This window comes from Streptomyces sp. NPDC101490 (genome assembly GCF_044767145.1).
Taxonomy (GTDB): Bacteria; Actinomycetota; Actinomycetes; order Streptomycetales; family Streptomycetaceae; genus Streptomyces.
This window is the reverse complement of the sequence record NZ_JBIWNI010000004.1, coordinates 428,738-441,954: the sequence shown is the minus strand read 5'-3', so window position 1 is coordinate 441,954 and position 13,217 is coordinate 428,738. Positions and strand designations below refer to the sequence as shown.

Sequence of the window (13,217 nt, the reverse complement as noted above, 5' to 3'; positions counted from 1 at the left end):
AAGGGCCCGACCGGCCGACTGGCCGACTGGCCGACTGGCGACACCCTGCCGACCGGCTCAAGACTCCCCGCCCCGTCTACCCCGCCGGGAACGAAGCCGTCGCCAGGACCGTGCCGGTCGGGGAGACCAGGCGGGCGCCGGTCACCGTCGTCGGGTCGGTGGGTGCGGGGGCGCCCCAGGCGCCGTAACCGTCCTTGAGGGAGAACGTGCCCACCGGGACCGTCGATCCGTCGGCCCGCACCAGGAGGCAGCGCACCGGGCCCCGGGCGGAGCCGCCGAGGTCGACGGACATGTACACCCAGCCGCCGTCGCCGCCGTGGGCGAAGACCCGGCCCACCGTCCGGCCGTCGGCGACCAGGGACGCCTCCCGCAGGCCCCCGGCCGTCTGCTGCGAGACCGCCGGGGGCGCGCCCTCGACCACCGTGCCGACCGCCCACCCGCCGAACCCGCAGGCCAGGGCGGCCGCGGCACCGGCCGCCGCGAGCCGCAGCCGGTAGCGGCCGCGCTTCGGTACGGGCGCCGCGCCCATCGCCCGTACCGCCCTGCTCTCGAAACCGACCGGCGGTTCCGCGTCCGGCAGCAGCGCGAGCAGCCCGTCACCGGCCGCCGTCAGCCGTTCGACGTGCTCACGGCAGTCCGGGCAGCGGTCCAGATGGGCCAGCGCCTCGGCCCGTTCGCGGGCCGGGAGGACCCCGAGCGCCAGCTCGGCGTCCAGCTCCCGCAGCCGCTCGCACTCCATGCCGTTCACCGTCCCTCCGCCGTGTCGAGCAGCGCCCTGACCTTGAGCGTCCCCGTCCGGATGCGCGTCTTCGCCGTGCCCAGCGGCACGTCCTCGGCCGCCGCGACCTCCCGCGCGGTCATCCCGTAGATCCCGGCCATCACCAGGGCCCGCGCCTGCTCCCTCGGCAGCTCCGCGACCGCCCGCCGGACCCGCTCCGCGCTGTCGTCGGCGAGGGCCCGCCGCTCGGGCGTCTCGGTCACCGCGCCGAGCAGCGCGTCCAGGTCCTCGGGGGCGACCGGCCGGGCCCGCCGGGCCCGTGCCGCGTCGACCGCCAGGTTGTGCGCGATGACCGTCAGCCAGGTCCGTACGGAGCCGCGCCGGGAGTCGTACACCTGCGCGTGCCGCCAGGCCCGCTCGAAGGTCTGCTGGGCGATGTCCTCGGCGAGCTGCGCGTCCCCGAGGACCGTGAGCGCCACGCCGAAGACCGGGCCCTGGAAGCGGCGCACGAACGCGACGGCGAGCGCGGGATCGCCCGTCGTCAGGCCGGTGAGCAGTGCCTCGTCGGACACCCGCCCGGGAGAAAGCCCCATGCGCCACATGCCAGGGATACGGTCCGCGGCCCGGAAGGGATTGCCCCGCCCATTCTCCTCCCCTCTCCCCCCACGAGCCCGGCCGCCCGATCGCCCGATCGCCCAGAATCCCGAACCCTGACCCGGGACCCGGACCCCGCCCCGGACCGATCGCCCTGAGACACGGCCCTGGGTCCGACCGCCCGGAGTCCTCTCCCCGGACCGCAATCCCCCGGCCGGGTCGGCCCGTACCCCTGGCAGGGGGAAACAACCGGAGGACCGACTCATGACCATCCCGTTCACCCGTCGGCGCGTGCTCCTCGGTCTGACCACCGGCGGCCTCGTCGGACTGCTCGCCGCCTGCGGGGGCGGCGGCACCACCACCGGCGCCGCCACCACGACCCCGCCCCCGGCGACATCCGTCTCCTCGTCCGCGAACCAGGTCACGGCCGTGCTGACCGACTTCCACATCCAGTTGTCGCAGCGGACGTACCACCCCGGCCCGTACACCTTCACCGCAGAGAACAAGGGGCACACGGAACACGCCCTGGAGCTGGACGGCCCCGGCGGGAACAACCGCACCGAGACCCTGCGGCCCGGCCGGTCCGCGACGCTCACCGTGAACCTGAAGTCCGGCACCTATCAGGTCTTCTGCCCCGTCGACGGCCATAAGGACCTCGGTATGAAGACGCAGATCACCGTCGGCGGCGCCGCCGCGCCCACCGACCGTGTGAACACTCCCACGACCCCTCCCGGCAATGGCTACTGACCGGGCGGCCACGCGGCTCGTCCTGCGCCTCGCCGGTGCGGGCCTGACCGCCGCGATGGCCGTCATCCATCTGTACCTGTGGGGCGAGGGGTACCGGGACCTGGCCACCATCGGGCCGCTGTTCCTCGTCAACGGCGTCATCGGGCTCCTGCTCGCCGTGGCACTGCTGGTCACCCCGGTACGGGGGCTCACCCCGCTCGCCTCGGTCGCCGCGCTGTTCACCGCGGGCACCCTGGGCGCCCTGGTCCTCAGCCTCACCACCGGCCTGTTCGGGTTCGAGGAGTCGGTCCACGCGGAGCTCGTACGGCCGACGCTGTACGTCGAGACGGCGGGTACGGCCGTCCTGATCGCCCTCGCGGTGACCGCTCTCGGCCACCGGGCGCCCCGACCGGCCCTCCCGTCACCTCCGGCCCGGACTCCTGGAAGGACTCCCGGCCGGAACCTCAAATGAAGCTCTGAACGTCCCCCTTCTGGGATTCGAACAGCCGCCGCGGGGCCATCACGTGGGTGACTGAGGACCCGAAGGAGGGGGACATGACGGAACTCGGCATCGGCATGGGCTGGCGTCCCGAGATCGCGGAAGCGGTCGAGGGCCTGGCCGGAATCGACTGGGTGGAGGTCGTCGCGGAGAACATCTGCGTCGGCCATCTGCCCGACTCACTGACCAGGCTGCGGCAGCGCGGCGTCACGGTCGTCCCGCACGGAGTCTCGCTGGGGCTCGGCGGCGCCGACCGGCCCGACCCGGCGCGCCTCGCGGCGCTGGCCGAGAAGGCGGTGGCGCTGGGGGCGCCGCTGGTCACCGAACACATCGCGTTCGTACGGGCCGGGGGGCCGCTCACCGCGACACCGCTCCTGGAAGCGGGCCACCTGCTGCCGGTGCCCCGGACCCGGGACGCGCTCGACGTGCTCTGCGAGAACGTGCGCGCCGCGCAGGACGCGCTGCCCGTCCCGCTGGCCCTGGAGAACATAGCGGCGCTCGTCTCCTGGCCGGGCGAGGAGATGTCGGAGGGCCGGTTCCTCGCGGAACTGGTGGAGCGCACGGGGGTGCGGCTCCTGATCGACGTCGCCAATCTGCACACCAACCACGTCAACCGGGGCGAGGACCCGGCGCGGGCGCTGGCCGAACTGCCCCTGGAGGCCCTCGCGTACGTGCACGTGGCCGGGGGCGTGGAGCGGGACGGCGTCTGGCACGACACCCACGCGCACCCCGTCCCCGGCGCCGTCCTCGACATCCTGGCGGACCTGGCGGGCCGGGTCGCGCCGCCGGGCGTCCTGCTCGAACGGGACGACGACTTCCCTCCGGCGTCGGAACTCGCCGACGAGCTGAGCGCCGTCAGGGCGACGGTCGCGGGGGCGCGGGCGGCGGGCCGTCACGGGGTACGGGCCTCCCGGCACCCCGCGCCTGACCGCCACCCCCTGCTCATCGGCGCGGGCGCCCGCGTCTCGGGCGGCACGATGCCGAACGGGCCGGAGTCGGGGGCCGGGTCGGGGTCGGAGTCGGGGTCGGGGGCGGGGGCGGAGTCGGGGCCCGGGTCGGCGCCGGAAGCGCGGTCGGTCGCCCCGCCCGTGTCCGGCGGTCCCGTCGCCGCTCCCGGCGCCCGGCAGCGGCTCGCCGTCGCCCAGGTCTCGCTGCTCTCCGCGCTCGTCGCCGGGACGCCCGCGCCCGAGGGCTTCGACAGCCGGAGGCTCGGGGTGCAGAGCCGGGCGCTCGCGGCCAAGCGGGCCGGGATCGTCGCGAAGGTCGCGCCCGAGCTGCCCGAGATCCTGGGCAGCGGATTCCGGCCCGCGTTCCTCGCGTACGCCAGGTCCCGCCCCATGACCGGCAACTACCGCCGGGACGCGCTGGACTTCGCCGAGCACCTGCTGGTGGCCGGACGGCCGGAGCGGGAGGAGGCGCGGCGGGAGCTGACCGCGTGGTGGCAGGACCGTTCCGGCAATCGTCCGCCCGGCCGCGCGACCCGGCTCGTCCGGGCCGCCCGGCACGCCCTGGCCCGGAGATGAGGTGCCCGTGAACACCGCCGTCACGCTCTCCTACCTGGTCGCCGCCGTCGGCGTCGCGCTGGTCGTCACCGGGCTCGTCCGGTCCCGTCGCGGGTCCGGCGGGCCCGTCCACGACCGGTACGAGGCGGCCTTCCTCAACGGCGGGCCCGCCAGGGTCGCCGACTCCGCCCTCGCGGCGCTCCAGGCCGACGGCAGGCTGGCGGTCGGCGGCCCCGGCACCGTGTCGGTGCTCCGCCCCCTCGCGTACGACCCGGTGGAGCGCGCGGTGTTCCAGGCGCACGCCGAAGCCCCGCACGGGGCGCTGCACCAGCTGCGGCTCACGGTGATGCGGCACCCGGCGGTCCAGGAGATCGGCGACGGTCTGGCCGCGCGCGGGCTGGTCGTCGCCCCGGCGGTGCGGCGGTCCGTCCTGCGGCGGTGCGCGGCGCTCGGCCTGGGGACCTTCCTGCTGTTCCCGGTGGCGTTCGTCCTCACCGTGCTGGACTTCGCCACCGCCGAGGAGCCGTCCTTCCCGTTCGTCCTGAAGGTGGCGCCCGCGCTGGTCGCCGCCGCGTTCACGGCCGTCGTCTGCGGGTCGCTCGGCGCCGGGCAGGTCACCCCGGCCGGGCGGCGGGCGGTCTCCGCGTACGGCCGTGACCACGCGCGTTCGGGGGACGCCGGTCATCTGGTGGCGCTGCACGGACTCGGGGCCCTGCCGGACCCGGTGCTGCGGGAGCTGTTCGTCGCCGCCGCCCGGTTCTACGGCCCGGTCGGGCGCCGGGGGCGCGGCGGCCGGGGCCGTACGCGGTCCGGACACGCCTCCTGGGCCGGGGACGCCGCCGGGGCGGCGGCGGTGTGGTGCGCGGGGGCCGGCGCGTGCGGCGGCGGGAGTTCCGGGGGCGGCGGTTCCTGCTCGGCGGGTGCCTGCTCCGGCGGGGGCTCCGGCTGCGGCGGCGGGAGCGGTTCCTCCTGCGGCGGCTCCGGTTCCTCCAGCTCGTGCGGGAGTTCGAGCTCCAGCTCGTGCGGCGGATCGAGCGGCGGCTGAGGCGCGGTGCGGGCCAAAAGGGCCCGGAAAGGACGCCGGTGCGGCGCGCGGTGGCGCGCCGCACCCGGTGCCGGACCCGGTGTCGCTGGAACGGCGGGCGAAACGTTCCCGCCCGCCGTCTGATCTTCCGGGTCGTGGGTGGCGCACCCGGCCGGGAGCCGGGCCGCCACCAGGTCTTCGTACGGCCGTCAGGCCAGGCCCGCCACCAGCTCGGCGACGCTCCTGCGACGGCCCGTGTAGAACGGGACCTCCTCGCGGACGTGCATCCGCGCCTCGGAGGCGCGCAGGTGGCGCATGAGGTCCACGATGCGGTGCAGCTCGTCCGCCTCGAAGGCGAGGATCCACTCGTAGTCGCCGAGGGAGAAGGAGGCGACCGTGTTGGCGCGCACGTCCGGGTAGCCGCGGGCCATCTTGCCGTGGTCGGCGAGCATCCGGCGACGGTCCTCGTCGGGCAGCAGGTACCAGTCGTAGGAGCGCACGAAGGGGTAGACCGAGACGTAGTCGCGCGGGTTCTCGTCGGCCAGGAAGGCCGGGATGTGCGACTTGTTGAACTCGGCGGGGCGGTGCAGCGCCATGTTCGACCAGACCGGCTCCAGGGCGCGGCCCAGACGGGTGCGGCGGAAGAGGCTGTAGGCCTCCTGGAGCTCGTCGCTCGTCTCGGCGTGCCACCAGATCATGACGTCGGCGTCGGCGCGCAGACCGGACAGGTCGTACGTGCCGCGGACGGTGACGTCCTTGGCGGCGAGCTGGTCGAACAGCTCCTGGACCTCGTCGGCGTAGCCGCCTCGGTCCTCGGGGAGAACGTCGCGCAGCTTGAAGACGGACCACAGGGTGTAGCGGATGACCTCGTTGAGGTCCTTCGCCTTCTTACCGGCGTTCGGGATCTTTTCGGGCGCACTCATACGCCTATTCTCGCCCGTCACAGGGAGTGCCCCGCACCGGGGTCGGTCCTTTTCGACGTGGCGATGATCTCGTCGGCCGCGCGGTGGGCCGAGGCGACGCACGCGGGGATGCCGACACCGTCGTACGCGGCTCCCGCGACCCGCAGTCCGGGGAGCGCGGCGACCGCCTCGCGGACCCGGGCGACCCGGGCGAGATGGCCGACCGGGTACTGGGGCAGACCGCCGGTCCAGCGGGTGACCGTGGTGGCGACGGGCCGGGCGGCGAGGCCGGTGGCGGCTGCCAGGTCCTTGAGGGAGGCGGCGACGAGGTCGGAGTCCTCGCGGTCGGTCTGCTGCTCCTCGCCGTGGCGGCCGACGGAGGTGCGGAGCACGAAGAGGCCGGGGGCTCCTTCGGTGACCCAGCGCCACTTCTGCGAGGAGAAGGTGGACGCCTTGACGGTGTGCCCGTCGACGGGCGGCACGAGGAAGCCGGAACCGGTGAGCCGGGGCATGTCGGTGCGCCGGAAGGCGAGGGTGACCAGGGCCATGGAGGCGTACTCGACGGCCCGCAGTTCGGTGGCGGCGGCGGGCGCGTGGTCGGCGAGCAGCGCGGCGGCGGGCCCGGCGGGGGTGGCGAGGACGACGGCGTCGGCGTCGAGGACGCGGTCGCCGGCCTCGACCCGCCAGCCGCCGTCCCCGGTGCGGCGCAGCGAGGTCACGGGGGTGTCGGTGAGGATCTCGCCGCCCGCGGCGCGGACGGCGTCGGCGACGGCGCCGGGCAGGGTGCCGACACCGCCCCGGAGCCCCACGAAGACGGAGCCGCCGAGGCCGGTGGCGGCCCCCGCCGGGTCGGCGGGGACGGTGGCACCGGCCGACTGGACGGCGCGGACGGCGTCGCCGAGCGTGGGGTGCGCGCGGGCGGCGGCGAAGAGGGCGGGGACGGCGGCGCGCATCGAGATGCGGTAGGCGTCTCCGGCGTAGACGCCGCCGAGGAGGGGTTCGACGAGCCGGTCGACGACCTCGTGGCCCATCCGGGCGGCGACGTACGCGCCGATGGCGATGTCGTCGCCGATGGCGGTCGGGGGCAGTTCGGCGTCGAGGCCGACGCGACGCAGCCCGTCCTCGGAGAGGAGTTCCGCGACGGCGCGGGCGTCGCCGGGGACGCCCATGACGTGTCCCCTGGGCATGGGCACGAGGGCGCCCCGGGACCAGACGGACGCGGTGGTGGTGGCGGGGGCCTGGAGACGGTCGCCGAGGCCGACCGCGCGGGCCAGTTCGACGGCCTCGGGACGGCGGGCCAGCAGCGACTCGGCGCCGAGGTCCACGGGGGCGCCCTCGATCTCCCCGGCGAGCAGCTTGCCGCCCAGCCGGGGGCCCGCTTCGAGGAGGGTCACCCGGTGACCGGCGGTGGCCAGCCGGTGGGCGGCCGCGAGTCCGGCGATACCGCCTCCGGCGACGACGACATGGGGTCCCGTGGTGTCCGCGTTCATGGGACCACTCTCTCAAATCGCCCGGGGTGCCTTGTCCGGGGGCGGCCGTGGCGGGGCCCCGGGGCTTCCGTTCCGAGGCCGGACCGTGACCACTTCGCGATCGGCGGACGGCAACCCGATCCGGGGTGCGTACGTCGAAGGACCGGTACTGACCACGATCCCTGGGGGGACGAATGACGAGCGTACGGACCACGGCGAGAACGCGTACGGCGGCGGGGGCCGTCCTGCTCACCGCCGCACTGGCGCTGACCGGCTGCGCGGGCGGCGCGGAGGGGGACTCAGCGAAGGAGAAGGGGGACCTGAGCGCGGCGCAGAGCTACGAGGAGGGCTGGGCCGCATCGGGCTCGGACGCGCGGAAGGGTTCGCCGGAGGCGTCGGCCGACGCGGCGAAGGACAAGGCGAAGGCGAAGGTCCCGGCCCAGCAGCACGTCATCCGGACGGCCTCGCTGGAAGTGGAGGTCGCCGACGCGGCGAAGTCGCTGGCCACGGCCCGCCGGGTGGCGTCGGGCGCGGGCGGGCACGTCGAGAACGAGACGACGGAGCGGATCGACGACGCGCACATGATGTCCACCGTGGTGCTCCGGGTGCCGCAGGAGCGGTACGACTCCGTCCTCGGGGAACTGGCGGGTGCGGGGAAGCTGCTGGCCCGCAAGTCGGACGCCAAGGACGTGACCGAGCAGGTCGTGGACGTCGAGAGCCGGATCGCGACCCAGCGGGCGAGCGTCGCCCGGGTGCGGACGCTGATGGACCGGGCGGAGCGGCTGGCCGACGTGGTGACCCTGGAGGGCGAGCTGAGCCGTCGACAGGCGGACCTGGAGTCGCTGCTCGCGCAGCAGGCCTCGCTGAAGGACCGGACGTCGCTGGCGACGATCACGCTGACGCTGCTGGAGAAGCCGAAGGAGGGAGCGGAGGAGGAGCCGGGCCGTCCGGGCCTCGGTGACGCCCTCGCGGGCGGGTGGAACGCCCTCGCGGGCGCGGTCGCCTGGATCGGGATCGTGCTCGCGGCGCTGGCCCCGTGGCTGGCGGTGGCCCTGGTGGCGTACCTGCTGTGGCGCCGTCTGGTCCGCCCGCGCCTGGCCGCGCGCCGCGCGGCACCGGGCACCCCCTCCCCCGTACCGCCGACGGTGCCCCGCAATGCCGCCGGGGCCCCGGCGTCGCCCGGCCCGCTGGAGACCCCCGGGACCCCCGGCGAGTGAACCGGAGGGGCGCGGGCCGTTCCACGGCTGAAGCGCCCCGGAGGGGAACCGGGCCCTTGAGAATGGAGGCATGAGGGAACGACTGGTGGTCATCGGAGGTGACGCGGCGGGGATGTCCGCCGCGTCCCAGGCACGCAGGCTCAGGGGTCCGGAGGAGCTGGAGATCGTCGCTTTCGAGCGGGGCCGGTTCTCTTCGTACTCGGCCTGTGGGATTCCGTACTGGGTCGGCGGTGAGGTGGCCACGCGGGAGGAGCTGATCGCGCGTTCGCCGGAGGAGCACCGGGCGCGGGACATCGGGCTGCGGACGCGGACCGAGGTCACCGCGATCGACCTGGCGGGCCGCCGGGTCCTGGCCCGGGACCTGGCGGCGGGTACGGAGTCGTGGACGGGTTTCGACAAGCTGGTGATCGCGACGGGGGCGCGGCCCCGGCGCCCGGCGCTGCCCGGCATCGACGCGCCGGGGGTGCACGGGGTGCAGACCCTGGAGGACGGGCAGGCGCTGCTGGACTCGCTGGCGGGGTCGCCGGGGCGGCGGGCGGTGGTGGTGGGCGCCGGGTACATCGGGGTGGAGATGGCGGAGGCGCTGCTGCACCGGGGGTACGAGGTGACGGTGCTGCACCGGGGTGAGCAGCCGATGTCGACGCTCGATCCGGACATGGGGCGGCTGGTGCACCGGGCGATGGACGGTCTGGGGATCAGGACGGTGGCGTCGGCGGAGGTGACGGAGGTCCTGACCGGCCCGGACGGGCGGGTGCGGGCGGTGGCGACGGACGCGGCCGAGTATCCGGCGGACGTGGTGGTGCTCGGGATGGGCGTGGTGCCGGAGACGTCGCTGGCGCGGGAGGCGGGCCTGCCGGTGGGGGCGCGCGGCGGGCTGCTGACGGACCTGGCGATGCGGGTGCGGGGGCAGGAGGACGTGTGGGCGGGCGGTGACTGCGTGGAGGTGCTGGACCTGGTGGCGAACCGGGAGCGGCACGTGCCGCTGGGGACCCACGCGAACAAGCAGGGGCAGGTGATCGGGACGAACGTGGGCGGGGAGTACGCGACGTTCCCGGGGGTGGTGGGCACCGCCGTGTCGAAGGTGTGCGATCTGGAGATCGCGCGGACGGGGCTGCGGGAGAAGGACGCCCGTGCGGTGGGTCTGCGGTTCGTGTCGGTGACGGTGGAGTCGACGAGCCGGGCCGGGTACTACCCGGGGGCGGCGCCGATGACGGTGAAGATGCTGGCGGAGCGGCGTTCGGGGCGGCTGCTCGGGGTGCAGATCGTGGGCCGTGAGGGCGCGGCGAAGCGGGTGGACGTGGCGGCGGTCGCGTTGACGGTGCGAATGACGGTGGAGGCGATGACGGCGCTGGACCTGGGGTACGCGCCGCCGTTCTCACCGGTGTGGGACCCGGTCCTGGTCGCGGCCCGCAAGGCGACGGCGGCGGTCCGCGCGGCGGGCTGAGGCCCCGGCGGTGTCGGCGGGGCTCCCTCCGGCTGCACCGCCGCAGGGACCGCGGCACGGGGACGGGGAGTACCCGTACAAGCGCGGCTGGCTGTACGGGTACGGCGACGGCCGCCGGGGATGGTCCCCGGCGGCCGTCGTGGGGCCGTGCCGTCGTCGTGGTGGGCCCGGCTCAGACCGCCGTGCGCGTGTGGACGTGGTCGACGAGACGGGTCAGCGCGTCCGGGTCCATCGAGGGCATGACGCCGTGGCCGAGGTTGAAGACATGGCCTTCGAGGTCCTTCGCGGCGGCGAGGACCTCGTCGGCCTTGTCCCGGACGACCTGCTCGGGGGCGAACAGCACGGCGGGGTCCAGATTGCCCTGGAGCGCCTTGCCGGGACCGACCCGGCGGGCGGCCTCGTCCAGCGGGACGCGCCAGTCGACGCCGACGACGTCCGCTCCGGCCTCGCCCATGAGACCGAGGAGTTCGCCGGTGCCGACGCCGAAGTGGATGCGGGGGACGCCGTATCCGGCGACCGCGTCGAAGACCTTCGTGGAGGCGGGCATCACGGAGCGGCGGTAGTCGGCGGGGGCGAGGGCGCCGACCCAGGAGTCGAAGAGCTGGACGGCGGAGGCTCCGGCCTCGATCTGGACCTTGAGGAAGGCCGAGGTGATCTCGGCGAGGCGGTCGAGCAGATCGGCCCAGAGCTGCGGGTCGCCGTACATGAGCGCCTTGGTGCGCTCGTGGCTGCGCGAGGGGCCGCCCTCGACGAGGTAGCTCGCGAGCGTGAAGGGGGCGCCCGCGAAGCCGATGAGCGGGGTGTCGCCCAGTTCCCCGGTGAGCATCCCGATGGCCTCGGTGACGTAGTGGACGTCCTCGGGGGTCAGGTCGCGGAGCCGGTCGAGGTCGGCGCGGGTGCGGATCGGCTCGGCGACGACGGGCCCGACGCCGGGCTTGATGTCGAGGTCGAGGCCGATGGCCTTGAGCGGGACGACGATGTCGCTGAAGTAGATGGCGGCGTCGACCTTGTGGCGGCGGACGGGCTGGAGGGTGATCTCGGTGACGAGTTCCGGCCGCATGCACGATTCGAGCATGGGGATGCCCTCGCGCACCTTCAGGTACTCGGGGAGGGAGCGCCCGGCCTGCCGCATGAACCACACGGGGGTGTGCGGCACGGGCTCCCGCCTGCACGCCTTGAGGAACGCGGAGTCGTGCGTCCGCGACCGGGGGTCCGTCGGGCGGCCCGCGGCGGGGGTGGCGGCGGCACCGGTGGGGTCTTGGGCGAGGGAAAGGTCGTTGGCACTCACGTCCCGAATCTTCGCATGTGGCGGGAAGCCGCTCGGCCGGGCCGGGTGTCCTCCCTGCGCGGAGGGCCCGTTCCGCCTACTCTTCCCCGCATGGCTGCGGCGCAGGGACATTTTTCCGATCATTCCGACGGCGATCGAGGGACGGGCGAAACGGCGGACAGTGCGGAGACGAACCCGGTGCCGCTCGCGTTCCGGCGGGCGGTGGAGGCCCTGCGGGGGGCGCGGCTGAGGCCGGAGGTGGAGGTCGATCCGACGCGGCCCCCGCAGCGTCTCGCGCCGTACGCGTACGCGGTGGAGGCGGCCGTGGTGGACGGCGAGGAGGACCTCGCGGACGGACGCCTCGTGCTGCTGCACGACCCGGACGGGCACGAGGCCTGGAAGGGAACGTTCCGTCTGGTGACGCTCGTACGCGCGGAGCTGGAGCCGGAGATGGCGGCGGACCCGCTGCTGCCCGAGGTGTGCTGGTCCTGGCTGACGGGGGCGCTGGAGGCGCGGGGGCTCTCGTACGGGGAGGCGAGCGGGACGGTGACGATGGCGGGCTCGCACTATTTCGGGGGGCTCGCGGACCGCAGGCCCGCGACCCAGATCGAGATCCGGGCGTCGTGGACGCCCCGGGAGGGGCTGGGCGGGGTGCCGGACACGGGGGCGCACCTGGCGGCCTGGTGCGATCTGCTCTGCCAGATCGCGGGGCTGCCGCCGGTCGCGGTGGAACCGGGTGCGGCCGGGACGGTGTCGGGGGCGGGGGTCGTCTCGTTGCCCCAGCGACGCGGCCCGCAGCAGACATGAGCCCCGGCGGCGGACGCGTCACCCCCGGCGGGCGGGCGCCCCACGGGCGTGAGGCGGTCCGCGGCGGGCCCGGGGTCCGCGACGGGCCCACGGGTCCGCGACGGGCCCGGACCCGTGGGCCGGGCCGGTACAGGGCTGCCGGACGGGTGCCCCGGCGCTCCCTCGTGGGAGTGACAGGGCGGGGGCCGTTCGTAGGATGATCGATCACGCATCCGAATTGCCCTAATTGTTACTCACCAAATCGTGATCTTTCCCTAAAGGCGGGCGGCCCTCCTGCCGAAGGAGTCAGTGACCCCTTCACAGCACGGGTTCACTCCCCGGCTTCTTCCCCGAGCCGGCCCCGTCCCGCATCCTTTTCAGGAGGCCTGGTGTCCGTTCTCCTCGAGCAGCCCGCAAGCCTGGTCGCCTACCGCCCGAACAAGCCGACGGCCATGGTCGTCGTGGCCGACCCGCGCGTACGTTCCACCGTGACCCGCCACCTGTGGGCCCTCGGAGTACGTGACGTGATCGAGGCTTCGTCCATCGCGGAGGCACGCCCCCGCGTCGGCAACCCGCGCGACATCTGCGTTGCCGACGTCCACCTGCCCGACGGCAGCGGTCTGACGCTGCTGTCCGAGACCCGCGCCGCGGGCTGGCCCAACGGCCTCGCCCTCTCGGCCGCCGACGACATCGGCGCCGTGCGCAACGCCCTCGCGGGCGGCGTGAAGGGCTATGTCGTCACCGGTACCCGGACCAACATCGGTCATCCGACCAGGCCGGGCGCCGCCCCCATCGGTGCCGCCGCCGCCCGGCTCGGCCACCGCCGCCCCCCGGGTGCCCCGAGCCACCCGGGCGGCTACCGCGAGCTCTCCGGCCGTGAGGTCGAAGTGCTCCGGCTCGTCGCGGAGGGCCAGTCGAACAAGGCGATCGGCGTCTCCATGGGCCTCTCCGCCCTCACGGTGAAGAGCCACCTCGCCAGGATCGCCCGCAAGCTGGGCACCGGAGACCGGGCGGGCATGGTCGCGGTGGCCCTGCGGACCGGGATCATCCACTGAACCCACCGGTCGAC

General features: G+C 74.9%; 13 protein-coding genes. 8 read left to right on the top strand and 5 right to left on the bottom strand.

Features of this window, described 5'->3' with window-relative positions; genetic code table 11:
* Positions 1–76: 76 nt before the first annotated feature.
* Together ACIRQY_RS12900 and ACIRQY_RS12895 are read right to left on the bottom strand one after the other, a co-directional pair.
* Entirely contained in the window at positions 77–739 is a 663-nt protein-coding gene (locus ACIRQY_RS12900) for a hypothetical protein (protein WP_403924711.1), read from the bottom strand.
* 5 nt (positions 740–744) lie between these two features.
* Entirely contained in the window at positions 745–1,320 is a 576-nt protein-coding gene (locus tag ACIRQY_RS12895; protein ID WP_351781554.1) for a sigma-70 family RNA polymerase sigma factor, read from the bottom strand.
* Positions 1,321–1,576: 256 nt separating this feature from the next.
* Between ACIRQY_RS12895 and ACIRQY_RS12890 the strand changes: the two genes are divergently transcribed.
* The 4 genes from ACIRQY_RS12890 (at position 1,577) to ACIRQY_RS12875 (ending at position 5,084) form a co-directional block, all read left to right on the top strand.
* Entirely contained in the window at positions 1,577–2,059 is a 483-nt protein-coding gene (locus ACIRQY_RS12890) for a copper-binding protein (protein ID WP_403924612.1), read from the top strand.
* On the top strand, positions 2,049–2,510 hold the full coding sequence (locus ACIRQY_RS12885; RefSeq protein ID WP_403924609.1) for a hypothetical protein: 462 nt from the start codon (positions 2,049–2,051) through the stop codon (positions 2,508–2,510). The genes ACIRQY_RS12890 and ACIRQY_RS12885 overlap by 11 nt, the downstream gene beginning before the upstream one ends.
* Positions 2,511–2,593: 83 nt before the next feature.
* Entirely contained in the window at positions 2,594–4,060 is a 1,467-nt protein-coding gene (locus ACIRQY_RS12880) for a DUF692 family multinuclear iron-containing protein (protein WP_403924606.1), read from the top strand.
* 7 nt (positions 4,061–4,067) lie between these two features.
* On the top strand, positions 4,068–5,084 hold the full coding sequence (locus ACIRQY_RS12875) for a TIGR04222 domain-containing membrane protein (RefSeq protein ID WP_403924603.1): 1,017 nt from the start codon (positions 4,068–4,070) through the stop codon (positions 5,082–5,084).
* Between the two features lie 188 nt (positions 5,085–5,272).
* Here ACIRQY_RS12875 and hemQ read toward each other — a convergent pair whose 3' ends face one another.
* Together hemQ and hemG are read right to left on the bottom strand one after the other, a co-directional pair.
* Positions 5,273–5,986 (bottom strand): hydrogen peroxide-dependent heme synthase, encoded by a 714-nt coding sequence (hemQ, locus tag ACIRQY_RS12870; protein ID WP_351781545.1) that lies wholly within the window; start codon positions 5,984–5,986, stop codon positions 5,273–5,275.
* 17 nt (positions 5,987–6,003) lie between these two features.
* A complete protein-coding gene (hemG, locus tag ACIRQY_RS12865) occupies positions 6,004–7,455 on the bottom strand; it encodes a protoporphyrinogen oxidase (protein ID WP_403924599.1) in 1,452 nt (483 codons plus the stop codon).
* Positions 7,456–7,628: 173 nt separating this feature from the next.
* Here hemG and ACIRQY_RS12860 point away from each other — a divergent pair, with 173 nt between their 5' ends.
* Both ACIRQY_RS12860 and ACIRQY_RS12855 read left to right on the top strand, forming a co-directional pair.
* Positions 7,629–8,651: a DUF4349 domain-containing protein gene (locus tag ACIRQY_RS12860; protein WP_403924596.1), complete on the top strand. Its 1,023-nt coding sequence runs from the start codon at positions 7,629–7,631 to the stop codon at positions 8,649–8,651.
* A gap of 70 nt (positions 8,652–8,721) precedes the next feature.
* Positions 8,722–10,095, top strand: a complete 1,374-nt coding sequence (locus ACIRQY_RS12855) for an FAD-dependent oxidoreductase (protein ID WP_403924593.1) — start codon at positions 8,722–8,724, stop codon at positions 10,093–10,095.
* 172 nt (positions 10,096–10,267) lie between these two features.
* Here the strand turns inward: ACIRQY_RS12855 and hemE are convergent, their stop codons facing one another.
* Positions 10,268–11,383 carry a uroporphyrinogen decarboxylase gene (gene hemE, locus ACIRQY_RS12850; RefSeq protein ID WP_351781537.1) on the bottom strand — a complete coding sequence of 372 codons (1,116 nt, stop codon included), beginning with the start codon at positions 11,381–11,383 and terminating at the stop codon, positions 10,268–10,270.
* Between the two features lie 90 nt (positions 11,384–11,473).
* Here hemE and ACIRQY_RS12845 point away from each other — a divergent pair, with 90 nt between their 5' ends.
* Positions 11,474–12,169 (top strand): DUF3000 domain-containing protein, encoded by a 696-nt coding sequence (locus ACIRQY_RS12845; protein WP_403924590.1) that lies wholly within the window; start codon positions 11,474–11,476, stop codon positions 12,167–12,169.
* Between the two features lie 368 nt (positions 12,170–12,537).
* On the top strand, positions 12,538–13,203 hold the full coding sequence (locus tag ACIRQY_RS12840) for a response regulator transcription factor (RefSeq protein WP_015037008.1): 666 nt from the start codon (positions 12,538–12,540) through the stop codon (positions 13,201–13,203).
* The last annotated feature ends 14 nt before the right edge of the window (positions 13,204–13,217 follow it).